The sequence below is a fragment of the Paenibacillus sp. J22FR21 genome (genome assembly GCF_056269135.1).
In genome coordinates this window covers 340,703-367,292 of the sequence record NZ_JBWDNJ010000005.1, presented here as the reverse complement: position 1 = coordinate 367,292, position 26,590 = coordinate 340,703, and the positions used below count along the sequence as shown (strand labels likewise).

22 protein-coding genes are annotated in these 26,590 nt (G+C 51.2%); 17 read left to right on the top strand and 5 right to left on the bottom strand.

Annotation, left to right across the window (positions count from 1 at the left end):
• The first annotated feature begins 18 nt into the window (after window positions 1-18).
• From AC0YNS_RS20125 to AC0YNS_RS20105, 5 genes are all read left to right on the top strand, one after another.
• Window positions 19-1,776: an extracellular solute-binding protein gene (locus tag AC0YNS_RS20125; RefSeq protein WP_475782760.1), complete on the top strand. Its 1,758-nt coding sequence runs from the start codon at window positions 19-21 to the stop codon at window positions 1,774-1,776.
• Between the two features lie 135 nt (window positions 1,777-1,911).
• On the top strand, window positions 1,912-2,769 hold the full coding sequence (locus tag AC0YNS_RS20120; protein ID WP_475782931.1) for an ABC transporter permease: 858 nt from the start codon (window positions 1,912-1,914) through the stop codon (window positions 2,767-2,769).
• Between the two features lie 18 nt (window positions 2,770-2,787).
• The gene (locus AC0YNS_RS20115; protein WP_475782759.1) at window positions 2,788-3,672 is read left to right on the top strand and encodes a carbohydrate ABC transporter permease; all 885 of its coding nucleotides are present in this window, start codon (window positions 2,788-2,790) and stop codon (window positions 3,670-3,672) included.
• A gap of 335 nt (window positions 3,673-4,007) precedes the next feature.
• Entirely contained in the window at window positions 4,008-4,559 is a 552-nt protein-coding gene (locus tag AC0YNS_RS20110) for a hypothetical protein (RefSeq protein WP_475782758.1), read from the top strand.
• Window positions 4,560-4,607: 48 nt separating this feature from the next.
• Window positions 4,608-5,330, top strand: coding sequence for a YwaF family protein (locus AC0YNS_RS20105; RefSeq protein WP_475782757.1), 723 nt, complete (start codon window positions 4,608-4,610; stop codon window positions 5,328-5,330).
• A gap of 433 nt (window positions 5,331-5,763) precedes the next feature.
• On the opposite strand, the gene AC0YNS_RS20100 is transcribed toward AC0YNS_RS20105, so the two are convergent.
• The 5 genes from AC0YNS_RS20100 to AC0YNS_RS20080 all read right to left on the bottom strand — a co-directional run bounded on the left by AC0YNS_RS20100 (window position 5,764) and on the right by AC0YNS_RS20080 (window position 12,281).
• Window positions 5,764-7,803: a glycoside hydrolase family 127 protein gene (locus AC0YNS_RS20100; protein WP_475782756.1), complete on the bottom strand. Its 2,040-nt coding sequence runs from the start codon at window positions 7,801-7,803 to the stop codon at window positions 5,764-5,766.
• A 4-nt stretch (window positions 7,804-7,807) separates the two neighbouring features.
• Window positions 7,808-8,638 (bottom strand): carbohydrate ABC transporter permease, encoded by an 831-nt coding sequence (locus tag AC0YNS_RS20095; RefSeq protein ID WP_475782755.1) that lies wholly within the window; start codon window positions 8,636-8,638, stop codon window positions 7,808-7,810.
• Complete coding sequence (locus tag AC0YNS_RS20090; RefSeq protein WP_475782754.1) at window positions 8,638-9,558, bottom strand: carbohydrate ABC transporter permease; 921 nt, start codon at window positions 9,556-9,558, stop codon at window positions 8,638-8,640. Before AC0YNS_RS20090 ends, AC0YNS_RS20095 begins: the two co-directional genes overlap by 1 nt.
• 90 nt (window positions 9,559-9,648) lie before the next feature.
• A complete protein-coding gene (locus AC0YNS_RS20085; protein WP_475782753.1) occupies window positions 9,649-11,091 on the bottom strand; it encodes an ABC transporter substrate-binding protein in 1,443 nt (480 codons plus the stop codon).
• Between the two features lie 152 nt (window positions 11,092-11,243).
• On the bottom strand, window positions 11,244-12,281 hold the full coding sequence (locus AC0YNS_RS20080; RefSeq protein ID WP_475782752.1) for a LacI family DNA-binding transcriptional regulator: 1,038 nt from the start codon (window positions 12,279-12,281) through the stop codon (window positions 11,244-11,246).
• A 206-nt stretch (window positions 12,282-12,487) separates the two neighbouring features.
• Here AC0YNS_RS20080 and AC0YNS_RS20075 point away from each other — a divergent pair, with 206 nt between their 5' ends.
• From AC0YNS_RS20075 to AC0YNS_RS20020, 12 genes are all read left to right on the top strand, one after another.
• Window positions 12,488-12,658: a hypothetical protein gene (locus tag AC0YNS_RS20075; protein ID WP_475782751.1), complete on the top strand. Its 171-nt coding sequence runs from the start codon at window positions 12,488-12,490 to the stop codon at window positions 12,656-12,658.
• 214 nt (window positions 12,659-12,872) lie between these two features.
• Window positions 12,873-14,036 (top strand): GntR family transcriptional regulator, encoded by a 1,164-nt coding sequence (locus tag AC0YNS_RS20070; RefSeq protein ID WP_475782750.1) that lies wholly within the window; start codon window positions 12,873-12,875, stop codon window positions 14,034-14,036.
• 391 nt (window positions 14,037-14,427) lie between these two features.
• A complete protein-coding gene (locus AC0YNS_RS20065; RefSeq protein WP_475782749.1) occupies window positions 14,428-15,747 on the top strand; it encodes an ABC transporter substrate-binding protein in 1,320 nt (439 codons plus the stop codon).
• 100 nt (window positions 15,748-15,847) lie between these two features.
• Entirely contained in the window at window positions 15,848-16,735 is an 888-nt protein-coding gene (locus tag AC0YNS_RS20060; RefSeq protein WP_475782748.1) for a carbohydrate ABC transporter permease, read from the top strand.
• 14 nt (window positions 16,736-16,749) lie between these two features.
• Window positions 16,750-17,682 carry a carbohydrate ABC transporter permease gene (locus tag AC0YNS_RS20055; protein WP_475782747.1) on the top strand — a complete coding sequence of 311 codons (933 nt, stop codon included), beginning with the start codon at window positions 16,750-16,752 and terminating at the stop codon, window positions 17,680-17,682.
• A 13-nt stretch (window positions 17,683-17,695) separates the two neighbouring features.
• The gene (locus AC0YNS_RS20050; protein ID WP_475782746.1) at window positions 17,696-18,853 is read left to right on the top strand and encodes a glycoside hydrolase family 76 protein; all 1,158 of its coding nucleotides are present in this window, start codon (window positions 17,696-17,698) and stop codon (window positions 18,851-18,853) included.
• A 27-nt stretch (window positions 18,854-18,880) separates the two neighbouring features.
• Complete coding sequence (locus tag AC0YNS_RS20045) at window positions 18,881-19,948, top strand: glycoside hydrolase family 76 protein (RefSeq protein WP_475782745.1); 1,068 nt, start codon at window positions 18,881-18,883, stop codon at window positions 19,946-19,948.
• A gap of 87 nt (window positions 19,949-20,035) precedes the next feature.
• Entirely contained in the window at window positions 20,036-20,320 is a 285-nt protein-coding gene (locus tag AC0YNS_RS20040; protein ID WP_475782744.1) for a late competence development ComFB family protein, read from the top strand.
• Window positions 20,321-20,442: 122 nt separating this feature from the next.
• Window positions 20,443-21,324: an NAD-dependent epimerase/dehydratase family protein gene (locus tag AC0YNS_RS20035; protein WP_475782743.1), complete on the top strand. Its 882-nt coding sequence runs from the start codon at window positions 20,443-20,445 to the stop codon at window positions 21,322-21,324.
• Window positions 21,325-21,459: 135 nt separating this feature from the next.
• Entirely contained in the window at window positions 21,460-22,866 is a 1,407-nt protein-coding gene (locus AC0YNS_RS20030; RefSeq protein ID WP_475782742.1) for a hypothetical protein, read from the top strand.
• A gap of 258 nt (window positions 22,867-23,124) precedes the next feature.
• Window positions 23,125-24,486 (top strand): sugar phosphate nucleotidyltransferase, encoded by a 1,362-nt coding sequence (locus tag AC0YNS_RS20025; protein WP_475782741.1) that lies wholly within the window; start codon window positions 23,125-23,127, stop codon window positions 24,484-24,486.
• A gap of 26 nt (window positions 24,487-24,512) precedes the next feature.
• Entirely contained in the window at window positions 24,513-26,558 is a 2,046-nt protein-coding gene (locus tag AC0YNS_RS20020; RefSeq protein ID WP_475782740.1) for a glycosyltransferase family 2 protein, read from the top strand.
• Window positions 26,559-26,590: the final 32 nt, after the last annotated feature.

Genomic DNA, 26,590 nt, shown 5'->3' with positions numbered 1-26,590 from the left:
AAAAGGGAGGTTAGGGGAATGCGAAAGCCATACAAATGGACTGCGGTTCTGCTTATGACTTTTATTTTTGTTTTTGTAACCGCTTGCAGCTCGGGGAATAACAACAACAACAAGAATACTTCCAATTCCACAGGGAATGACAAAACCAATACATCGACGAATACGGCGGATACCGGTAACAGCACCAATGCGAATACGAACGAGCCTGCACCTGCGGCAGAGCCTGATCCGTACTTCGGCAAGTATGATCCGCCGATCAACATCACGAGTGTGCGAATCATCAACGATACGTTCAAGTTCATGGAAGGTCAGACGATCGACAACAACATGTGGACGCAGCAGCTCCAAGAGAAGCTTGGCATTACAGTGAAGTATGACTGGGTTGTCAGCGGCGATCAGCCGGGCGGCCAAGGTGAGCAGAAGATGAACGTTTCCATCGCCTCGGGCGATTTACCGGCATTCATCCCGGTTAACGCCAAGCAGCTCAAGCAGCTGCAGGAAGCGGATGAGCTTGAAGATTTGACCGCTGTTTATGAGAAATACGCTTCTCCTTTCCTGAAAGAAATTCTCAATCAAGACGGTCCGGCAGCGCTATCCTCGGCTACGTTCGGCGGTAAGCTGATGGCGATCCCGAACACCGGCTCCTCCATGGATGGAGCGGGGATGATCTGGATTCGTAAGGATTGGCTCGATAAGCTTGGCCTGCAGCCGCCGCAATCGATGGCTGACGTGCTTGCCATCTCGGATGCGTTCACGAAGCAAGACCCGGACGGCGACGGCAAGCCCAACTCCTACGGCATCGCGATGAACAAAGACTTATACGGCGGCTTCGCCGATATTACGGGACTTATGAACAGCTACCACGCTTATCCGAAATCATGGATCAAAGACGCAAGCGGCAATATTGTCTACGGCAGCATTCAGCCTGAGATGAAGACAGCGCTCGGCGTTCTGCAAGAGCTGTATAAGAAGGGTCAAATCGACAAAGAGTTCGGCGTCAAAGATGGCGGTAAAGAAGCGGAATTGACGACTTCGAACAAAATCGGCATGCAGTTCGGCCAGATGTGGAATCCGCTGTGGCCGCTCGTAGATAACAAGAAGAACGACCCGAACGCGCAGTGGCAGTCGTACCCGCTCGTTTCGGCAGACGATCAACCGGTTACGCCGCAGGTCGGCTTCTCGGTCGGACAATATTTTGTCGTGAAGAAGGGTGCTGAACATCCTGAAGCGCTGCTGAAGATGATCAACCTGTTCGTGGAAACCGGCTGGGGCGAAACAACAACTTCTGAGAACTATGCGAAATACTTCACGAGCGAAGGGTTCGAGAAGTTCAAGAACATGCCGTTCCAAGCATGGCCGGCACGCAAAAACCTAGATATCTACCTTCACGTCACGTCCGCACTAGACAGCAAAGACTTGTCGGCACTCAATCCGGAAGAAAAGGATATGTACGACAAAACCCTTTCCTGGATGGATGGCAGCAGCAAAGAACCGCTGAACTGGGCGTATGAGCGCATCTTCGGCAAAGAAGGCTCGTTCAAAGTCATCGATCAATATGTCAGCGGCAAAGCGCTCAAGCTGACTGAGTTCTACGGTGCTCCGACGCCTGCCATGGTCGAGAAAGAATCGAACCTGCAGAAGAGAGAGCTTGAGACGTTCACGAAGATCATTATGGGCGACTCGCTGGATACGTTCGATAAATTCGTTGAAGAGTGGAAGAAACTTGGCGGCGATGAAATTACGCAAGAAGTGAATGATTGGGCGAAGAGCAAGTAAGCTCGATCATGCAGTGCATGCGTAGTACGATGCAGGCGGGGGAAGCGACGTCTTCCCCCGTCTTTTGACTAAACAGGGCAGGGAGGGAACGCTTTGTTACGGAGAAATTGGAGCGGAACGCTTCCGCTGCACTTGATGATTTTGCCGGGTCTCATCCTCATTCTGATTTACAGCTACGGTCCAATGTTAGGCTTTATCATTGCTTTCGAGAAGTTTAAACCCGCAATAGGCGTGTTTGAATCCAAATGGGTGGGGCTCGATAATTTTCGTTACGTGATGGAAATGCCGGAGTCCAGGCAGATCGTATGGAATACGATCTTGATCGCCATTATGAAAATCGTTGCCGGCCTGGTGGCGCCGATCGTCACTGCACTGCTGCTGAACGAGGTGCGGAAGGAAGTTTTCAAACGCGGTGTTCAGACGGTTGTATATTTGCCTCACTTTCTGTCGTGGATCATTCTCGGGGGCATTCTGATCGATATTTTGTCGCCGACGAGCGGGATTGTCAATCAAGTGCTGGGGTGGGTCGGCATTGAGCCGATTTATTTTCTGGGGGATAATAACTGGTTCCGCTATGTGCTGGTAATCACGGACACGTGGAAGGAGTTTGGTTTCAATACGATCGTTTATTTAGCGGCATTAACGAGCATTAATCCGACACTGTACGAAGCGGCTATCGTCGATGGAGCAGGCCGATGGAAACAGACGCTGCATGTGACGCTGCCGGGAATGATGCCGATTATTATCTTGTTAATGACCTTAAGCTTAGGAAATGTGCTGAACGCCGGGTTTGACCAGGTGTTTAATTTATATAGTCCGCAGGTGTACGAGACAGGCGATATCATTGATACCTTCGTCTATCGAATCGGTCTGATTGATGCGCAGTATGGGGTGGCAACGGCAGTAGGTATTTTTAGATCCGTTGTCTCGCTGTTCAGCATATCATTGTCCTATTATTTGGCTTATCGATTCGCCAATTATCGTATTTTCTGATGAGAGGAGAGGGCGGGAGTGCTGGAGTATTACACGGTTGGTCGCAGATTGTTTCTATCCTTTAACTACGTTTTTCTTGCCTGTCTCGGTCTGCTATGTATTTTGCCGATCATACACGTCCTTGCCATATCGTTCAGCTCAAGCGCGGCCGCTCAGGCCGGTTACGTCAAGCTTTGGCCGGTGCAATTCTCACTGAGCTCCTATGAATATGTATTACATAAACCGGCCTTCTTCAAATCCATTCTCGTAACCTTGAAGAGGGTCGCCCTCGGTATTCCGGTCAACATGCTGCTTACCGTGCTAATTGCATATCCGCTTGCTAAAGAAGCCAAGAAATTTCCGATGCGGACGTTCTATGCCTGGGTGTTCGTCATTACGATTCTATTCAGCGGCGGATTGATTCCGCTCTATATGACAATCAAATACACCGGCATTATGGATAGTATCTGGGCGATGGTGCTTCCAGGTGCAGTACCGGTGTTCAACGTTATTCTGCTGCTGAACTTCTTCCGCGGGCTGCCGAAGGAGCTGGAGGAAGCCGCGTTCATGGATGGCGCGGGACATTGGACGACGCTGTGGCGGATCTTCCTTCCGCTGTCGCTGCCGGCGCTGGCAACGATCACCTTATTCGCTACGGTTAACCATTGGAACTCCTGGTTTGACGGGCTGATCTTCATGAACTCGCCGGATCACTATCCGCTGCAAAGTTACCTGCAGACGGTGGTCATCAACCGGGATTTGACGCTGATGTCCTCGGCGGACATGAAGTCGCTCACCGAGGTGAACGACCGCACCGCGAAGGCGGCGCAGATCTTCCTCGGCGCGCTGCCGATCTTGATGGTGTATCCGTTTCTGCAACGGTTCTTCATGAAAGGGATTGTGCTTGGAAGCGTGAAGGAATAATTGTGGGGCGGTCTCAAAAGTGTGCAGAGCTACTTTTGAGATCGTCTTTTTATTATGCCGCTGAGCCACACTCCCCGACCACCCTCGAGAGTCCACTTTTGTTGCATAATAGGCAACATTTTCGTAGAGCACGAGCAGCAGCCATGGCAGGTTCAGCCCCTGATAGACGTGGGTTCCTTAAGGCTAGGCGGGCTGGTCCGAGCCAGTAGATCACGAGCAGCCCCATGGCAGGTTCAGCTCCCTCCCGATAGACATATGTATGATTGTGAAAAACCAACTTCCATATTATGCTAGAGTTTGAGCGTGTATTTGACACTGTAGCGGGAGCGGCAAGCATGAGAAACATACCGGATTCTTTGAAGTTTACTGTACGTTTTGGAGCGAAAATGATGAAGAGCAGTTTCATCATGTGTCTTTTGGGCATCTATCTCATCGTGTATAATATCCCCGGGAATCCGGAGGGTGTAGCATTATCCGCAGCACTGCTTTTCTTGGGCTGCGTACTTGTTTGTGTCAGCCAAGTAAGGGCTAGTAGAAAAATCAAACTCCTTGAGAGCGGGCATCAATCAATAGGTACGTTCAAAGAATGGAAGAATTCGTTTATGATCTATAATAACGGTACTTTAGTTTTCCTGTGCTACAGCTACGTGGATATGAGGCGGAAGAAGAAAGAGGCAAGTGTACTTTCTACAAGTACGGATGGGCTCGAGAGGGCAAATGTCTTTTATGACGAAGAGGATAATACGATACTTGAGTACCTACCAGGTAATCCGAGCATAAACTCGCAAAACGAATTCGAAGTCGGCTCACGCATACCGACTCTATTGTTCTACATTGGAGTCTTTCTGGTTTCGTTTATAATCATCGCCGCAAGCTATATAGAGTGATTACAGGCTGCCTTAGTAGAGCGACATAACAGTTAACATCAAAGGGGGATGGGCGATATACCTTCATTTTTCTCGCGTCATACGACAGAGCATTTCATCGCGTACTCTAACTCGCACATAGCAGTGCTCGCTGTAATGGTAGTGTTGGCTCTTCTGATGTACGGGTATAAATTCAGTATAAGGCTGCATGAATCTTCCAGAACGATTATCCGATATGTTATTCTGCTGGGACTGCTTGTCCCTCAGGTTGTCCTCTATTACTGGTATGCTGACCAGGGACTGTGGGATATCCAGTATACGCTGCCGCTCGAACTATGCAGTATATCGCAATTGCTCGCTGTAATCATGCTGCTCACTCGAAACCGACTCTTGTATCAAATCGTCTTCTTCGCCGGAATTGGCGGAGCGCTGCAGGCGATGCTGACGCCGGATCTGGATTATCCGTTCCCGCATTTCCGCTACTTTCACTTCTTTATTGTGCATATCGCTATTATTCTGGCCGCGCTGTATATGACCTGGATTGATAACTACCGGCCTACTTGGAGATCGATTGGGATTACGATGATTTTTCTGAATGTCCTCCTCGTCGTTGTGGGAGGGACAGACCTCTTGTTAGATGCCAACTATATGTTCCTCCGGCACAAGCCGGAAGGCGCTTCTTTGCTCGACTTGCTAGGGCCCTATCCGTACTACTTAATCGTAGAAGAAGTCATCGCGCTGCTTATTTTCACGCTCATGTATTTGCCATTTGTTCGGTGGAGAAGGAGGTGACAGGTTGGGGTGAATTCGCTGTGGCTGCTCGCCATCACGCGGTAATCGGCGACGATTCACCTAGGATTGTGGATCTAGACTCAATGCCTGCTAAGCCAGAGACAGCAATTTGGGCTGTTATAGCCATGGATTCGCGCTAACGAATCCAGCAGGTCTTATTTGTACGAAATTAGCGCGAAAATAATTCTAACGAATCGTAGAGGGACTATTTTGGCAAAATCGGCAGCATTAGGGCCGATTGACTCCGAATAAGGCCAGTATGTAGGATTCGTTAGAATTTCAATCCCTATTATTCTGTTGAAATAAGACCACTAGGATTTGTTAGCGTGCAGGAACATCCAATCACTAACCTGCTGCGAGCTCGATGAATGGCATTCCAGTCAAAAAGCTGACCCTAAGCCGCCATAAGGCGCACTTTGGGTCAGCTTTTTCGCTATAACCTATCCTCAATCCAAACCGCCATTTCGCCAATGCCGCGATTGGCCCAGGCGTAGTAGGGGATGAAGGTCGCTTTCATGGGGGTGTTTTCCCATTTCATATCGCTGGCGTACAGCGACCCCTGCCAGTCTGCGGGAGAGCCTTGCCGCTCTGCATCTGCAGTGATCGTGCATAGACCGCCAAGCAGCCGCGGGTCAAACTGCACCGCAAGATCACCATCGTGCAGAAGCGCAACCTGATGTAAATGGGCACCGTTGTCCGCTTCCTCCAAACAATAAACGAAAGGACCTCGCTGCAGGGCTGTTTTGCCGAAAGTATGCCGAATGAGAGGATGGCCCTTCATACGCAGGATCGGCATATCGAATGTAATATCGACTGTATCGCCGCTTTGCCATACTCGGTTTAATTCTACATACCCGCTACCGCGCACTGCTTCACTCGAATCCGAATCCGAGGAGGAGGACTTGGCCAATTGTCCGTTAATATGGATGCTGTATCCGCCGGCGCTCCAGCTCGGAATTCGCAGGGAAAGCGTGAATGCCACAGGCGCCGCAGCGGCATGCTCAATCCGTATCCGAACGGCGCCATTCCATGCGTAATCCGACTCTTGCACAAGGCTGATAACGTTACCGTCAAGCTCCCATTCGGCTTGCCCACCTATGTAGAGATGGGTGTACAGCGTCCGATCACGCGTCGTGTAGATATATTGGCCGAGGGATGCGAGCAGCCTCGCGATATTAGGCGGGCAGCAGGCACAGCCGAACCAGCCTTGGCGTTCGGGATTAATGTGCTTGTAATTATGATTGTGACTACAGGCCTCCGGATGCACTTCAAGCGGGTTCACATAGAAGAAATGCTTCCCATCTCGAGACATGCCGCTGACTACGGTATTGTACAGCGCGCGTTCAAGCACATCGGCGTAGCAGCCTTCCGCAGGCTCAATCTGCAGCATACGCGATGCGAAGAAGATCAGCCCGATGGATGCGCAAGTCTCCGCATAGGCCGTATCACTGGGCAAGTCGTAATCGTAGGTGAACGATTCTCCATGCGCCATGGAGCCGATGCCGCCGGTGATGTACATGCGCTTGGTCACCATGTTCGACCATAACCTCCGGCAAGCTGCCAGCAGCTCCAGATCTCCGGTTTCCGCCGCTACGTCGGCCATTCCGGCACACAGATAGACGAGTCGAACGGCATGGCCGTCGGCTGCTTCCTGCTGGCGGACAGGCAAGTGAGCTTGACTATAGGCATAATCATGAGACATTAGAAGCCCCGGAAAATGGACCGTTCCGCCTCGTTTCTCCCATTCCTGCTTATAGAAATGCGGCTGCGAGCCGCGCTGATCAAGGAAGAATTGGCTAAGCGACAGATACCTGCGTTCACCTGTTACCCGGTATAACATTACCAGCGCGAGCTCGATCTCGGGGTGGCCGTCATACCCTTGCAGCTTGGCTGGCTCAGGGCCAAATATCGTATCGATATAATCCGCGAATCGGCAGGCAATGTCGAGTACTTGCAGATTGCCGGTAGCAGCATGATAGGCGGTGGCCGCTTCAATGAGATGTCCCGCGCAATATAATTCATGGCATTCGCTCAGGTTCGTCCATCGTTTGCCGGGTTCTCTTAACGTGAAATACGTATTGAGATATCCATCCGGCTGCTGTGCTCGCGCGAGCACATCGATCACCTCGTCGGCCAATTTCACGAGCTCGGGGTCGTGCTCGGAGGCGAGCAAATAGCCGACGGCCTCCAGCCATTTGGCAACATCGCTGTCCTGAAACACCATGCCGTAGAAGGAACCCTGTTCGTCGCCTGCGGCAATTTTGAAGTTGTGAATGGCATGGCTCGGTTCGGCACCGGGAACGCGGTCATTAAGCGCCTCCCATTGATAAGGAACGACAACATCACGTACAAGACGAATGTACTCGGACCAGAAGCTATCTTGAATACGAACACTGCTTAGCGGCAGCGGACGTGAACGATTCAATGCTGAAACGGAAACGGAGTCTTTCTCCATCTGATCCATAGGTCTCATTCCTTTACCCCTTAATCCCGGTCGTTGCAATACCCTCGATAAAGTAGCGTTGACCGATTAGAAATACGATGATGGCGGGACTAACAACGATCGTGGTTGCGGCCATCAGGAGGTTGTAGGGAGTATTCAGTGCGCCGCGAAGAGAGGACAAGCCAAGTGCGACCGTGTAGAGCTGCTCCCGGCCCAAATAAATGAGCTGTCCGAGAAAGTCATTCCATACGCCGATAAAGGTAAACAGGAGAACGACGACCATAGCCGGCCGAATGAGTGGCAGAATGATTTTGCGATAGACCATGAAATAGCTGGCCCCATCGATAATGGCCGATTCATCCAGCTCCCGCGGAATCGTCAGCAGAAACTGCCGGAACAGAAAGATATTAAAGGACCCTCCTCCGAAGAACGCAGGCAGAATAAGCGGCCAGAACGTATTGGTCAGCCCAATTTTGGACCAGCCTACATAGAGGGGAACGAGCGTAATGATGCCGGGAAGCAGAATGGTCATGATGACAAGCGCAAACCAGAAATTTCGCAGCGGAAACTCGACTCTGGCGAACGAGAAGGCAGCGATACTGCTCGTAAACGCAACGCCGATGAGGACGGGGATGACGATGATAAAGGTATTCTTAAAATCCCGCCCGAAGTGGACGCGGTCCATGACATCTGTGTAGTTGCTGATCCGAAAGGCGGATGGAATCCACTTTGGCGGAAACTGCATCGTTTCGATCAGGTTCATCAGTGAGGTGCGAACGATCCAGTACATCGGAAGCAGCACGATGGCTGTCAACAGAAGGAGCACGAAGTAAGTGAGCAGCCGGCTTGGTAAACGCTTGGCCATCAGCTTCTGCCCCCTTCGTAGTGGACCCAGAATCGAGAAATTCTAAACAGCAGCAGCGTGAAGAGCGAGACAATGACGAACAGCACCATCGCAAGGGCACAGGCATAGCCCATATTCATATGCTTGAACGCTTCGCGATAGATAAGAAAGGCATAGAATAACGCAGAATCATTGGGGCCGCCGCCTTGCGTGCCCAGCGTATAGGTCTGCGTGAAGGTAGTCACGGAATTGACGAAGGCCAGAATGATGTTATAGAAAATAACCGGTGACATCAGCGGAATCGTGACGGAGCGAAGCTTGCTCCACCAGTTGCCGCCGTCGATTTCCACCGCTTCTAACAGATGACGGGGGACATCCTGCAGCCCGGCGAGGAAGATGACGATGATATTGCCTGAAGCCCACACGGACATAATAATAATCGACGGTATAACAGTGCCCGGACTGCTGACCCACATTTGCTTCGGAATGTGAAACCAGCTGAGGATGTGGTTAATGACGCCGAAATCAATGTCGTAGAGCCAATACCAAATTAAGCTCGTTGCGAGAATCGGAATGACAGAAGGCAAGTAGAACACGGAACGAAAGAAAGCTCGGCCGCGGATGTTCTGATTAAGGAGCAGCGCGACAACGAAACAGAAGACGATACAAGCGAGTACATTCCCGATGGAGTAATAGGCAGTCACTCGAAGGGACTTCGTGAAGAAGAGATCCTCTGTGAAAATCTTGTGATAATTGTCGAACCCCACCCACTGCTCCGAGTGAAAAATATCCCACTTCGTAAAGCTCAAATAGAAGCTGTACAGCAGCGGCAGGACAGTGAACAGCAGCACGCCCAGTATGGCAGGCAATATGGTCAAATAGGCAAACAAAACCCGCTGCCGGGTATGATTCCTATAGCTTGTTGTCTTCCGAATCGCCACGGTTCGTTCCTCCTCCGGCCGGAACGTGGAGGAGGCCATGATTGCAGCTCATGACTCATGGTCTCCTCACACGCAGATACGTGATCGTAATTACTCGATTGCTTTGCCGCTGTCGAATATCGCTTGAATTTTAGGCATCATCTCGGTGATTGCCTGCTGCGCGGTCTTCGTGCCCAGCCATACCGGATCGAGGCCCGGATTCAGCACTTCGCCGATGCGGCTGTAGGTTGGGAGGAAGAACCATGGTGTCGGATAAGTCGCTTTGAGTGCATAATCGATAACCGCTGTTCTGTACTCCGGCGGATGAACCGGGCTTGCTGTCCATTTCTTGATAAGGGCATCATCCGTGTACCAGTTGGCTTCCGTAGGCATCCAGACGCCGCTGTCGAAGTTGGCCTGGCTGTTGTTGGGATCCATAATATATTTGTAGAGCTCGACTACTTCATCCTTATGCTTGGTCGTGTTGAAGATGACTACAGGGGTACCGGTATTGGTCGTCGCCGGTTTCTTGAAGATCGGCAGGACGCCGATACCGTTCTTGAGGCCTTGGCTAAGCTGCGGATTGATATTGACGAGCTCCCATTGGCCGGAGGTGACCATGGCAACCTTCTTCGTGAGGAGACGTTGACCGACATCGCCGAGATTGGCAGCTTGAGCAGGCAGCGGTGCGACATGCTCCTTCAGCGCGAGATCGGCAACCTTCTGAATGGCTTCAATCGTTTCCGGTTTATCGAGCAGCAGTTCTTTGCCGTCTTGGCTTACTTCGCCGCCGCCATTGCTGATCGCGAAGGGAGTCCAGAAGAAGTCAGCCGCCGTTGTGATTTGGATGCCGTATTGGATGATGTTGTCTTTATCGAAGCCTTCATCATTCGGGTGCTTGCCGTTTTTGTCCAGTGTCAGCTTGCGTGCTGTATCCAGCATTTGATCCCAGGTCCAGGCTTTCTCGGTTTCGGCAGGCGGGTAAGGGAGACTTGCATCGTCGAACAGCTGCTTGTTGTAGTGGAGGAGGATAATTTCATTGGCGATGCTGTAGCCTAGCAGTTTGCCATCTGGGGAGACGAACTTGTTGCTCTCGATCTTCGGTGTTACGGTGCCGTTCTCATAGAAAGCAGTGAGGTCGAGCAGCTTGCCGGATTCATTCCACTTAAGCGCATCGGCTTCGAGCAGGTTGCCAATGTCAGGGAGGGTGTCCGAGGCGGCCATGGCTGTGAGCTTCGCACCATAGTCGTTGTAGGGAATGTTCTGGTAGTCGATCTTGATGTTCGGATGCAGCTCTTCGAACTTGTCGAGCACTTTGCGGTAAGACTTGGCTTCCTCGCTGTTAGCCCAGTCCGTGTACGTAATCGTCACCGTTTCCTTCGAGGTATCCACGTTCTTGGACGTATCCGTGCTCGTGTCCTTGTCGTTTGTTGCAGCATTCTGATTCGTTGCTTTGTTGTCGTTGTTGTTGGAATTCGAGCTGCAGCCCGCGATAAGTGCGACAGTAAGAAGGACGAGCGAAGCCAATTTCACGAATTTACTGGCTGACCCCATACAAACGCCTCCAATGTAGTCAATATACTTAAACCTTTGCAGGTTTTAAGTCGAAATCTAAACGTTTAACTTTGTGAAAATAGAAGAAACGCCAGTCGCCGTCCCATGCAGGTGCGGCGAGTTACTTCTCAGAAGCAGGGAAAGGGGGAGCGTCACCCTTTTGGCGGAGCTACGGAATCCCGTTCGATGAGTGTGCATGAAGGCAGCGGGTTCAGATCGAGAACTTCTCCGCGGATAATACGTGTGAGCGAGTCCATGGCTTGAAAGCCCATTTCGTGAAGTGGAAGATCCATAGTGGTAATACGAGGGATAAGGTAGCTGCTGAATTCACGATTGTCGAAGCCGACAACGGACAAGTCTCTGGGAATATGTACGTCTGCCTCGGAAGCGGCCCGCAATACGCCGACAGCCATGACGTCGTTCATGGAGAGAATGGCAGTTGGTCGATCAGACAGGGCAAGCAGTTCTTGGGTTAGTCGATAGCCGGATTCCGCTTCCCAGTCGCCCATCTTGACTAATTGAGGATCAAATGGAAGCTGGTGTTCGGTGATGGCTTTGTAATAACCGTTAAATCGGCGCTGCGACGGAAGGGAGTTCATTATGCCACTGATGATGGCAACTCGGGTATGGCCTTTCTTGATTAAGTGGCACATGGCTTCATAGGAGGCTAGCTCGTCGTTGTATTGGATGGAGAGATCATTCTGCGTGTAACAGTAGGTGTATACGATGGGTTTGCCTGCGGTGTCAATCAGTCCCGTTAGCTCGCGGGGGTGCACGCCGATATAAATAATGCCTTCGACCTGCTTGCTGAGCAGCTCGGAAACCGCGTTGACCGCATATTTACGGTAGTTCTCGGTGTGCTCAAAGTTACGTCCGATTCGCTTGTGAAGCCGTAGATTCGTTAGCAAGATATGCATGTCATGCTGGTCGGCAAAATCGTTAATGCCATCGATGATTTCCGGCACATTGAATACGGTCACATCCTCAGCGATGACGCCGATGGTGTTCGTGCGTTTAATCTTGAGGCTCTTGGCGATATCATTGGGCTTATAGTTCAGCTCCTCAATCACCTTCAATACGCGCTCACGAGTCTTCAGCTTGACGTTCCGGGTGCCGTTGAGTACGTAAGATACGGTGGCCGTGGATACATCAGCCATCGCGGCAATTTCTTTAATGCCGATTTTGGTCATTGGCAGGACCTCCGATCCACCCTTCACGTTCAGTTATCTAAACGTTTAGATTTCTTGATTTCGTTATATCATGGGCCATCCATTTTTTGCAAGTGTTATTTTGTAAGCGCTTTTCCGAATCTAATAATTGGCTTATACAAATCTAATAGTTATCTGAAACTCTACTGCTATGATGGGGTTAGGTATTAATAGAGGGAGAGGATTAGATGACACCAATCAGTAAGGAAGTACAGTCACTTGTTAATCAACTTCATCTGTCAGACAATGAAATCGCAGAGAAATTTCAATTCACGCAGTGTGGTCAACAATTGTCGCTGGAAGAATCCAAACGGTTTATCGCTTTCCTCAAACAAGAATTAGTGGTTGCTGCAACCTAATCGATCGCATAGATAATAGATAAACAGTCTCCCTGTTAAGTAGAGCGTCGTCTACTGGCAGGGAGTTCTTTGTGTCTGCTCACATTTCCGCAAGGCCGATATATCAATTCATCTTGGCAAATCGCATATATCATGATATATTGGTATAAAATAAGCTCGGAACGAGCCGTCAGCTGAGACGGTGGAGCAATTGCGATCTCATGGAGGTTCAACTATGTCTAACGAGTCTGCATCCAAACCTATGTACGAAAAGATATTCGAAGCACTTCGCGATCAAATTATAGAACGGAAGTACGAGGTTGGCGACCGGGTGCCTTCGGAGAAGGAGCTTGGCGATGAACACGGCGTCAGCCGCATCACAAGCAAGAAGGCGCTGGAGCTGCTGGCTAACGAAGGCTATATTATTCGCCAGCCCGGGCGCGGCTCCTTCGTAGCGGAGGCGCAGGAGAAGGCGGCCGTTAAGCCGGCAATTGGCGCTTCCCATCAACAGCAGGCGCCGCGCAATGCGGGGGGCAAGCTGCTTATCGGGCTTGTTATTACAGACTTTGCAGACAGCTACGGAACGGGGCTTATCTATGGAATGGAAGAAGCATCCCGCGAGAATGACAGCTACTTGGTGCTGCGCCGTTCCTTCGGTATCCCTTCCTATGAAGAAGAAGCCATTCAAGGCTTGCTGGAGCTTGGCGTAGACGGGCTTATTATTTTCCCGGCGCAAGGGGAATATTTCAATGCGGAGATACTGAAGCTTGCTATTATGAAGTTTCCGTTCGTGCTCATAGATCGTCATTTGAAAGGGATCTCTGCCGGCTCGATCAGCACCGATAACGTGAAGGCAGCCATCACAGGCACGAATTATCTCTTCGAGCTCGGCCACAAATCCATTGCGTTCCTGACGCCTCCGCCGAGGGATACGACGGCAATTGAGGATCGCATTGAAGGCTTCATTCAAGCGCATGCGGAGAAGGGCATTATGGTTGACCGCGAGCTGTGGATCGATGATATTACGTCGGCGCTGCCGCAGGGCAACGCAGAAGAGAACCGCATTCGGGATATTGAGAAAATCATTGCTCGCCTGCGCGAATACCCGCAAATTACGGCGATCTTCGCAACCGAGTATAACATCGCACAACTAGCGCTTCGTGCTGCCAGTGAGATGGGACTGTCCGTCCCCGGCGATATCTCGGTCATTTGCTTCGACAGCCCTGAGATCAACGGCGGCTTCCCGCTGACCCATCTGCAGCAGAATCAGTTCGGAATGGGGAAAACCGCCTACGAGAATGTGCTTAAGCTGCGCGAGGGCCACACGACTCCTAACCGAACATTGCTGGAGGCCACGCTAATTCTGGGGAATTCGACAGGCCCGATGCGAGCCAGATAATATACCAGCTTCATCATGAAGAGAGCAAGTCCATGAGCGGCAGTGCCGTTCATGGACTTGTTTTGTTACAAGAGAGAGGTACTGGGTACCGCTCATGGCCTGAAAGCGACGGTTTTGAGAGTAAGAGAGGTACCAGGAACCGCTCATGACCCGGAAACGGGCATAGGAGGACATGAGAGTCTCGCGGGTTGTGGATTTCTCTATTAATATATCAACTAAATTATATAGTATAACAATATTAATTAAATGTTATACATATTTATATTGACATACTAGTTACATGCCAATATAATGAAAAATGTAAGCGGTTAACAAACGGAATACCAACCGCGGTTTCGAGCGCAGAGGCCTGCGGGAAGCAATAACAAATACATAAAGGGAGGCAGTTATAGTGAAAAAGTGGATCTCTTTAACAGCACTTGCAGCGGTAGTTGTCGTGGCGGCAACCGGATGCGGAAGCAATGGCAACGACAATAAGACAGCCAATAACAACGCATCGATTAACAACAGCTCGAATTCTACATCTTCGGAACCGGTTGAACTTACATTTTGGGGCGATTGGGGCGGCGAAGGTCAGAAGCAGTTTGAAACCATGGTAGATGCCTTCAACAAAGCGCAAGACAAGATTCGCGTCAAGTACGTCCTGCAGCAAGATATGATTACGAAATTCCTCACGGCAGCCACTTCTGGCGGATCACCGGATATTCTGTTCTGGGACAGATGGAGAACCTCCCTATATGCACCGAAGAACGTCCTTCACCCGGTTGATGAGTTTATGGCGAAGGATGGCCTTAGCAAGGATGATTTCTACGGTGAAGCACTGAATGAGCTCTCCTACCAAGATAAATTATACGGACTGCCGCTCACTGTAGATGCACGCGCACTCTTCTATAACAAGAAGCTGCTTACCGATGCGGGAATCAACCAACCGCCGACCACATGGGATGAGCTGGAGCAGGCTGCGATTAAAACAACCAAGTGGAACGGCAATAAGCTGGAAGTAGCGGGCTTCTCCCTTGGCGACAACGGATTGTTCAACATGTACCTGCAGCAAGCAGGCGGACAGATGCTGAGCGAAGACGGTACGAAAACAAACTTCAATAACGATCAAGGCAAAGCCGTTCTGCAATATTGGGATCGCCTGCTAAACACGGATAAAGTATATAAAGTCGGCTTCGAGCAAGGTCTTGGCGAAGGGACAGACGCATTTGTAACAGGCAAGCTGGCGATGCAATATACAGGTCCATGGATGCTGAGCACGTATAAGAAATACGGCAAAGACCTCGACTTCGGTATCGCGCCTCCGCCGACAGGACCGAATGGGGACAAAGGCAGCGTAATGGGCGGTTTCGGCCTTGTCATTCCGGAGGGCTCGAAGCATCAAGCAGAAGCATGGGAATTCATTAAATGGTGGACGGCAAACAAAGACAACGCACTGCTGTGGGCCAAAACAAGTTTGAACATTCCGGGCTTCAAGCCGGCGCTCGAAGATCCGTTCTTCAAGGACGATCCGTTCTGGAAGCCGTTCCTGGATACGCTTGAATTCGCGAAGATTCGTCCGACACACCCAGGCTACTCGGTCATGGAAGGCGATGCACTGACACCGAACCTGCAGCTGTTCCAGCAATCGAAGCAAAGTCTCGAGGATACGCTCAAGAAAGCACAGCAGCGCGGTGACCAACTGCTAACGGATAATGCTGTTGTAAAATAAGCACGCCTATAGGTCATACGAGAAGGGAGGGGAGATACCTCCCTTCTCTGTACCTTAAGCTGTCATTAAGCGCTGCAAGCGGAAGGAGGAACCGGCAATCATGGCTTCCATAGGCAAATTAAATCGGCATCAGGCGAGAACGGCTTACCTCTTCATTACCCCCACGATGCTGTTGTTTCTGGCATTTACGGTCATTCCGGTCGTAATGGCCCTTTATTTGAGCTTTACGAACTATGACGTTGTCAGCCGGATGGACTTTGTCGGCATCGACAATTATAAGCGTCTTGTGGACGATGTGCTGTTCTGGCAGACGTTCAAGAACGTGTGTTATTACGCCGTTATTTTTATCCCCTTAAATATTATGATTTCCTTGCTGCTCGCGCTGCTTCTGAACTTCAAACGGCTTGGCGTGAAGCTGTTCCGTACGATGAACTATTTGCCAACCTTAACGTCCGCAGTGGCTGCGGCTACGGTCTGGATCTGGCTGCTCCACCCGGAGTTCGGCCTCATTAACAATATTCTCAGCTACTTCGGCATCCTTGGACCGGCTTGGCTGGCGCAGACTGAGACGGCGATGTTCTCGATCATCATGGTTACGCTGTGGCAGAGCGTCGGCTCCAATATGGTCATCTATATCGCGGGTCTGCAAGGCGTGCCGGATTACTTGTATGAATCGGCGAAGCTGGACGGCGCAACGGCGTTTGACCGCTTCCGCTATATCACATGGCCTCAGCTGCGTCCGACCACGTTCCTCGTCAGCACCATGTCCATCATCGGGGCGCTGCAGCTGTTCGATCAAGCTTTCGTGCTTACGCAAGGCGGTCCGGGCAACGTGACCAAGACACCGGTTTACCTGATCTATCAGCAGGGCTTTAACCAATTGCAAATGGGCTATGCCTCCGCGCAAGCCTTCATTCTGGCAATCGCCATTCTTATCTTCTCGTTCATCAATATGCGTGTTAACAAATCCGAAGAGTCGATCGTGTAAGGAGGGGCGCACGTATGGCGCAGCAGCAAGTAATCAATCGCCTCGCCCCGAATCATGGGACGGGCACATTCAACTCCTATTCCGTTCGCAAAGCGGTAGGGACGGTGTTGTTCTACATCGTGACCATTACGATCTCTGTCATGATGTTTCTGCCATTTTTCTGGAGTCTCATCACCTCGTTTAAACCGAGCGACGAGATCTTCTCCATGCCGATCAAGTGGATTCCATCCACGCTTACGCTGGAACATTACAGGAGCGCGTTTACGACCGTTCCGTTCGGATTGTATTTCTGGAATTCGTTTCTTCTGGCCGCTGCCGGAGTGCTGGCCAACTTGTTCTTCGGCTCCATCAGCGGATACGCCTTTGCGAAGCTGAACTTCAAGCTAAGCAAGCCGCTCTTCCGAGTATTGCTGGCAGCGATGATGATTCCGGGCATTGTCACCATGATTCCAAGCTTCTACGTGCTGAAGCATTTTCCGCTCATGGGCGGCAATGACCTGCTCGGAGGAGGCGGCAACGGGTTTCTGAACTCGTTTTGGGGCATTATTTTGCCGGGCGCTTCGGGGTCGTTTGCGGTATTCTTCATGCGGCAGTTCTTCCTTACCTTGCCTTCGGACATGATGGAGATGGCGCGGATCGAAGGCTGCAAAGAGTTCCGCATCTTCTGGAACATCTATCTGCCGCTGACGAAGCCGGCGCTCGCGACGCTGTCGATCTTCACCTTCCAAGCCGGCTGGAACAGCTTCTTATGGCCGATGATCATTCTGAATGATCCGGAGAAAGCGACGGTGCAGATGGGGCTTCAAGCGTTCTCTTACAACCATCAGACCGATTTCGGGCCGATGATGGCCGGTGCGCTCATTGCCGTGCTGCCGATTCTGGTGCTGTTCTTGCTGCTGCAGAAATATTTTGTCCAAGGGATTGCCTTTAGCGGCGTTAAAGGTTAGGGGAGTGAACCGAATGAATCGTATGAAACCTAGCGCACTCCTTATCATCACAGCAGCGATCCTTGTCATTGTCGGCCTGGCGATAGCGTGGCGGCTCGGAGCAGGAACCGCTTTGACGGGAGCGGGAGGCAGCTCTGCTTCCGTATGGAGCGAGCGGGCTGACTTAGCTCAGCAAGAGCTGGAGGAATCCTTCTGGGATGAGAAACGGGGCTTGTTCAATAATGCGGCCCCATGCATCGCACAGCTATGCTCGGATCCGTTTAACTATTGGTGGCTTGCGCATGCCGTGGATGTTCTGGTGGATGGATATGAACGGACGGAGGACAAGAAATATGCGGAGCAGCTGGGCAAGCTGTACCAGGGTATTCTTGATCGCAATGCCGGAGTATTCGTTAACGATTATTATGACGACATGGAATGGATGGCACTCGCTTGGCTGCGAGCCTTCGATGCGACAGAGGACGAACGATACAAACAGGCAGCGCTCGCACTGTGGCAGGAAATTCAGACCGGCTGGAATGATGAAATGGGCGGCGGGATTGCTTGGCGCAAGGAGCAGCTGGATTATAAGAACACGCCGGCGAATGCACCTGCAGTCATATTGGCGGCACGTATATACGAACATACGCAAGATGCGGCTGATCTGGCTTGGGCGAAGAAATTGTACGACTGGCAGAAGCAGACGCTTGTTGATCCGGCAACAGGGCTGGTCTGGGATGGCATTAACCGTCAAGGCGACGGCGCCGTGGATAAGGATTGGAAATTCACTTACGGCCAAGGTGTCTATATTGGCGCAGGGGTTGAGTTGTATCGCGTGACGAAGGAGAAGTCGTACTTAGACGATGCGCGTCAGACGGCAGCTAATTTGAAGCAGGACTTCTTGTCTCCGGCAACCGGGATGCTGCCCTCTGAGGGCGATGGGGATGGCGGGTTATTCAAAGGCGTGCTCGTCCGATACATCGGTGAACTAATCAAGCTGGACCCTTCGAAGAAGGAACTCAGCGACATGCTGCTCACGAATGCAGACAGCTTATGGGAATACGGCAAAGGGAAAGACAACGCACTGTTCAGCAACTCCTGGGCTCAAACGCCGGACACGGTCGTTCAGCTCAGTACACAGTTGAGTGCGGTCATGCTGCTCGAGCAGGCGGCGCAGATAGAGAGACAATAACTTCGGATTAGCGGGAGAGTGATGGCCATGACATGGGATAGTCGTGCGGAAGAGGCGCAGCAGGCGCTGTCAGAATTATTTTGGAACCCTGCTATTCGGTTGTTCGATATTGAAATTCCTTGCCCCGATGGGGCTTGTAATACAATCTTTCATTATTGGTGGATGGCGCATGCGGTCGATGCGCTGGTAGACGGCTATGAGCGGACGAAGGATGCGAAGTATGCGCTGCTGCTCGAGGAAATCTATGAGGGGCTGCTGACGCGCAATGGCGGTGCATTCCCCAATGAGCTGTACGACGACATGGAGTGGATGGCGATCGCATGGCTTCGCGCGTATAAGGCGCTTGGTGCGGAGAAGTACAAAGCGGCGGCACTGCTGCTATGGGAGGATATTCAGACCGGCTGGAACGACCATATGGGCGGCGGAATCGCCTGGCAGAAGTCGCAGCTCGATTACAAGAATACGCCTGCGAATGGGCCTGCGGCAATCCTTGCGGCACGCTTGTTTAAGCAATTCGGACGCGCGGAGGATCTGCAGTGGGCTGAGAAGATTTACGGCTGGCTGAAGCACAAGCTCGTAAACCCGGACAACGGCTTCGTGTGGGATGGGATGAATCGGGAAGGCGACGGTGCGATCGATAAGGAATGGAAGTTTACGTACTGCCAAGGCGTGTTTATCGGCGCAGCCGTGGAGCTGTTCCGGATCACGGGAGAGCAAGCTTACCTAGAGGATGCGATGCGTACTGCGATTGCTTCTGAGAAGGAACTGATTCATCCGAGCAGCGGGCTTCTTCCGGATGAGCAAGATGGAGATGGCGGGTTGTTCAAAGGCATTCTCGTACGCTACTTAGGCGAGCTTGCGCAGGAAGTTCCTTCATCTTTTAGTGCCGCCTTGCCACTGCTGATGTACAACGCTGCATCGCTCTGGGAGCATGGCCGAGATGAGAGCCGCTGCGTGTTCAATACGGACTGGAGCTCGAAGCCCGTGGAACGCGTTACGCTGAGTACGCAGCTTAGCGGAATCATGCTCTTGGAGCAGTTGGCTGTCTTGGAGCAAACAGGCATAAGTGAGGCTGTAATCAACAAGGCTATATAGGCAGCTGGCTATAGGTCCAAAGTGCCGCTGTGCTAGGAAACGAAATCCAGTATAATGGACTTCAAAGACTTGCATGGGAGCGTGCGCATGAATTATTCCGGGAGTTTGCCTGTATTGAATGTCATGGAACCTATTGTGGCGGCTGTAATGGAGGAGCATTATGTCAAGACGGGTATCCTCAAGTGCGGCTGTGACCGATGCAAGCTGGATATTCTGCTCTTAACACTTAACCATCTTCCCACTCATTACACTTCTTCTCAACAGGGTGAGGCTTATATTAAAGCTCATTATTTGAACCCGCAGCAGCAGTCCGATGTATTGCGCGAGATCACGGAGGCTGTCAAGGTAATTGAGTTAAAACCGCATCATTAATGAGCATGCAGCCATCCGTTCGTCAAGAGCGGGTGGTTTTTTTGTTTGAGAGGGCGGCTTTTGCGAAGGAACTGCCAAATATGGCAAGATAGAAACATACGGCAATAGAAGGAGTGGAAGATATGCGTCATGTGCTGGTGTTGGGCGGTACGCGTTTTTTTGGCAAGAAGCTGGTGGAACGTCTGTTGGAAGCGGGAGATCGGGTGACGATCGTAACCAGGGGAGCACAGGAGCATCCATTCGGCGATCGCGTGCAGCATTTGCAGGTAGATCGGACGGATGCGGAGGCGCTGGAGTCCGCGATCGGCGAGGGTCGTTATGACGTCGTTTACGATAACATCTGCTATAACCCGAAAGAGGCCGAAGAGGCGGTTAAGCTGTTCGCCGGCCGCACGGGCAAATATATCGTGACCTCGACGCTAAGCGTGTATCCATTCGGGGAGCCGCGTAAGTCGGAGTCGTTCTTTGATGCGGTGACGTACCCCATTCCGCAGCCTTATCCGGCGGAAATCAACTATGGAGAAGGCAAGCGATTAGTAGAAGCGGTTTTCTTCCAAAAGGCTCCGTTCCCCGTTGCGGCAGTCCGTTTCCCCATTGTGCTCGGAGACGATGATTACACAAGGCGGCTGCACTTCCATGTGGAGCATGTGCAGCAAGAGCTGCCGCTGGGCATTCCGAATGCCGATGCGGTGATGTCCTTCATCGATGCGGATGAAGCGGCAGCGTTCCTGGACTGGCTGGGTCGCAACGCGGAGACCGGTCCGTTCAATGCCTGCTCACGCGGGGAGATTTCGCCGGGCGGCATTGTGGCATGGATTGAGAAGGCGACGGGGAAGCAAGCCTACGTGGCGATTGAAACCGATGAGCAGCACAGCTCGCCGTTTGGCGTGCCGGAGCCGTGGTACATGGATACGGCCAAAGCTGAAGCAGCCGGCTACGAGTTCCGCGAGCTGAATGATTGGATGCTGCCGCTGATTGAGCGTATCGTACAAGAGAAGAAGTAAGCTGGAATAGCTGCCGGGTGTCGCAGAATTGCGATGTTCGGCAGCTTTTCTCTTTATGTAGGGGAGTAGCCGCTCATATTAATTGGGAAAACCGCCCATACTACTTCGGAACACGAAGGAATAGATGGAGGGTATATGAAAAAGAGTCGAATGACACATACCGGGAGCCGGCTGCTCGCTGCTCTGTTCACAATTGTTATTGGTGCTTCACTAATCGGGATGAATGGGACGATCGTGCGGGCGGCGGAGACCAAGCAGGAGCCATCGCAGGTAGAGGCACAGGAGCAGATGCAGGCACAGGAGCAGATGCAGGCACAGGTGCAGGAGCAAATGCAGGCACCAGCGCCGTCGGCGCAAGAACAGAAGAAACCTCTAACGGCTGCGTTTGTGCGTGGCGGTGCTCTGTGGGTGAAGGTGGGCGGCGATGAGAAACAGCTCACGCAAGCGGAGCACGTCCTTTCGCCGAAGTGGTCTAACGACGGACAATGGCTTGCCTATGCAGCCGGGGAACAATCCAATGAGCTATGGATGCTGGATGTATCGACAGGAGCGAAACATCTGGTTGCCGTGAACGGCGGCCGCAATTATAAATGGTCGCCGAATCGACTGCTGCTCGCTTTCGATGAGGAGCAGCGGCTCTATGTTGTTGACACGCAGGAAGCGACGAAGCCGGTGGAGGTGAGCTCGGCGATTGGAAATATCAGCAATTATGGCTGGCTGCCGGACGGTGCCGGCTTCGTGGTTTCGACGCAAGGGACATTTAACGGTCAGACGCCTGTTCGCATCATGCAGCTTGCGATGCAGCCGGATATGACTGGGGCAGGCTCCGTTCAAGCGAAGCAGCTGTACGTGCTGCCTTCGCAGCTGAATGAATTGCCTGTCGTTGGAACAAGCGTGTTCAAGTGGTCGGTAAACGGCAAATGGATGGCGTTCCTCGCGATTCCGACGGCTTCCCTCTCAGCAGACAGCAACACGTTATGCGTGCTGGCGGCCGACGGCTCCGTATTCAAGCCGGTTGATCAGATGGTGAACCATGCCGGTTGGATACAATGGTCACTGCAACGCGACGAGCTGGCTTATATCGGTGGGATTGGCAGAGAAGCGACGTCTAATAAACAGCTGCGCGTGACAGGCGTTCCGGATATTCAGCCGAGGAATGACCTGACGCCGGCAGGCTTTGTCGATCAAGATTTCGCTTGGCGGAGTCCGGTGAATATCGTCGTATCACGGGCAAAGGCGAGCGAAGGAGCAGGCAGCTCGGGAAATCGACCTTACCCGTATCTGGCGAGCGTGAGTTTGGATGGGGGACAGCAGAAACGAATCACGAAGAGCGCAGGCGGATACGGGGATTATGGCCCGGTATCGCTTGGAGCAGATGGGCTTGCCTGGGTGAGATCGAATCGGAGCATGGCCAATGTACTCGTTGCACCTCTCGGTCAAGGTGAGAACAAGGCGGTGCAATGGATCGCGAACATCGATATCGGTACTAATTACTATGAACAATGGAATTGGAATTCAGTGCTGAAATTTAGTGGTAAATAGTGTAATGCAATGCAAGCGAGATAGCCCCGAAATCAATGTTTTTGACTTTGAGGCTATTTCGTATGTGCAAACTTAGTTTACGTACTTCTTCCTTTACGTAAAATAAATAACATTCCTCCCATAATTTAAATAGAAACTGGAAGAAACTAAATGAATGATTTTCGGGTATCTACGATTATAGTAGTAGTGTGTATGTAAAAGTTGTGTTACTTAAGTCCTATAATTTCATTCGATTTTTTAACGATAGAGGAGAACAATATGCGAATCATCCTTTTATCCGGGGGGTCAGGGAAAAGATTGTGGCCCCTGTCTAATGATTACCGCTCGAAACAATTTATGCGGGTCATGGCTGCCCAGGATCCCTCGGAAGATGTTCAAACCTCGATGATACAGCGTGTTTGGGCGAAGCTGGAGGAACATGGCCTTGCGGCATATTCAGTCATAGCTGCCAGTAAAGATCAACAGGAAATCATACAAGCTCAAATCGGGAACGAGGTCCCGCTTGTTCTTGAGCCTAGCCGAAAGGATACATTCCCTGCTATTTGCTTGGCATCCAGCTTTCTTAGCAGCGAATTAAAGGTCAATGCCGACGAAGTCGTTGTCGTGATGCCTGTCGATGTTGATGCGGATGACAGCTTCTTCTCCTCCATTAAGCAATTAGCTATTCAATTTAACGATACAGTGGGTAATCTTGGATTAATGGGGTTAAAACCAACGCATCCCTCCGAGAAATTCGGTTATATTCTCGCTGGCGCTGTGCACGAACAATCCAAGCTGCTTCAGATTGATAGATTTGTAGAAAAACCATCCATCGAAGAGGCTTCCGCTTTAATTAATCAAGGAGCGCTTTGGAATTGCGGCGTATTTGCTTTCCGGTTGCAGTATATGTTGGATTTGCTTCAGGAGGGATCGTGGCCGATCGATTACGAGCGTCTTCAGCTTCACTATGCTAGCCTGCCCTCCATTAGCTTCGATTATCAGGTTGTAGAACGGGAACGCAGCATTCTCGTGTATCCGTATGCCGGGCGATGGAACGACTTGGGGACATGGGATGAGTGGACCGAAACGATGCCCCGTCATCTCAATGGGAAAGGCATCATCAGTGACGATAGCGTAAACACCTACATTATTAACGAGCTGCAAATTCCGGTCGTCGTGATGGGGATAACGGACGCAATCGTTGCCGCAAGTCCGGACGGAATCCTGGTCATTGACCGGGAAGCCAGTCCAAGGCTGAAGGATCTCGTACAGTCCATTACGACACGCCCCATGTACGAAGAAACCGAATATGGCTGGTATCGCATCATCGACGAGGAGAATCCGTCCGCGAGCCGCCAGGTCGTGACGAAACGCGTTCATATTTGGGCAGGCAAAGCGATTCCTTATCATGATCACGAGTTCCGGGATGAAATATGGACGTTCATCAGCGGGACGGCGGAGGTTCTGGTAAACGAACGGAGATTCCATGCGAAGGCCGGAGATGTGATCCACATTCCTTCCGGTACCAAACATGCGATCAAAGCGATAGATCCCATTAACCTCATCGAGGTTCAAATCGGAGACCCTATAAGCGATTCCGATATACGTCGCTGCGAATACGATTGGGAAGAACGGAAGTAGGCAAGGAAAGGAGGATGACCGCAAGCATGCAGGTGATAAGGATTGGGGATGCCCTCCTGAAGGAAGGCTTAATTACAGAAGCCGAATTAAAGGAAGCCGTAGACTACCAAGCTAAATTCGGTGGTCGGATCGGCGATATTATTGCGGAGTTATTCCATCTTGATCGCGAGCTTATTCAATGGGCAACCAAGAAGGTCGCTTCCAAAGGGCGTCTCGGGGAGATGCTCGTGCAGACTGGTGAAATTACGCAGGAGCAGTTGCGCGAGGCTCTTGCTTTCCAGCAGAAAAGCGGCGGTGTTCTGGGCGATATTCTGTTGTCTTTGCGGTTTATTGAGCCGGATCGGCTGTACAGAGCCATCGCGACGCAGAACCAAGTAGGGCGCATCGGGAGCGAGTTTTCCATCGAGCAAGAGTTGAAGCTTCCCGAGGCGACGGCCAGAGCCTATAACGCCATTATTATAAATAGCGATAAGAAACGTCTGTTAGTAGCCGTAGGTTCGATTCTGACGGCAGAACAGTTAGCCGAGCTCGAACAGCATCTCGGACAAGCGGTTGAGCAAGTGCTGGCTACCCGCGAAGAAATGGAGTTTTTCTACAAGGCGGCTTACGAGCAGGAGCTTATGGATGAAAGCACCACGAAGCTTATGCTCGCGCAGCCCGAGAATTCAGCCCATATTACGATTATGTTATCTCAATGGTTGATGATCGGACTTGCCGCGGCGATTCTGGTCGGCGGGTTGGTATGGAATTGGCTTTGGACGCTGATCATTGCGAATATCATCATTCAGATTGCTTATATCGGGATGTCCGTCTTCAAATACACCATTATCTTATTCGGCATGAAGGAGTCCTCTCAGCTTCGCTTTACTCCGCAGCAGATCGCTGAGATCGATGAACGAACGCTTCCCGTCTATACGATATTAGTTCCGATGTACAAGGAGAGCGCCGTTATCCCGCAATTGCTGAACAATATAGAGGGCTTGGATTATCCGAAATCCAAGCTCGACGTGAGGCTTCTGATCGAGGAAGACGATACGGAAGCGCAGGACATGCTTAAAGCGATGAATTTACCGGCTTATTATACGGTTCTTGTCGTGCCGCACAGCCTTCCCAAAACCAAACCGAAGGCCTGCAACTACGGACTGATTCGGGCATACGGAGAATATGTAGTCATCTACGATGCGGAAGATCGACCCGATCCCGACCAGCTCAAGAAAGTCCATCTGGCTTTCCAGCAAGAGTCCGAGAACTGCTGCTGTATTCAGGCGAAGCTGAACTATTTCAACAGTGAACAGAACATTTTGACCAGATGGTTTACCCATGAATACAGCATGTGGTTCGAATTATTGCTGCCGGGCGTTATGCAATTGGACATTCCGATTCCGCTTGGTGGAACCTCGAATCATTTTAAGATGAGTGTACTTAAGAAGTTAAATGCTTGGGATCCGTACAACGTTACCGAGGACGCGGATTTGGGAGTACGGCTGTACAAGGAAGGCTATAAGACGGCTATCGTTGATTCCCACACGTGGGAAGAAGCCAACAGCCGTTTAGGCAACTGGATTCGTCAACGCTCCAGATGGATTAAGGGCTATATGCAAACCTGGCTTGTTCATATGCGAAACCCGATCAAGTTATGGAGAGAAATCGGTACGAAAGGATTCATCGGATTCCAAGTCATGATCTTGGCGACACCGCTGCTTCCGTTATTGAATCCTATTTTCTGGCTGATGCTTGTGGTGTGGTACTTGGGTAAAGTAGACGCGATTTCGTTGTTCTTCCCGGGTCCGATTTATTACCTGGCCGCAATTGAGCTATTCTGCGGGAACTTCCTGTTCGTTTACAGCAACACGATGGGCGTCTATCGCATTACCGAACAGCTGCACAACAAGAACAAATCGGTATTCTCGTTTGGCAACATCAAATACACGCTGCTTACGCCGATCTATTGGATTCTAATTAGTATAGCAGCCGTCAAAGCGGGCATTCAGCTTATTACGAACCCCTTCTATTGGGAGAAAACCACGCATGGACACGCACCTGCGAGCGCAAGTGAGAAGATCGGTGCATAGTCGCTGCTTACCTTATTAATGGAGGCTCGCAA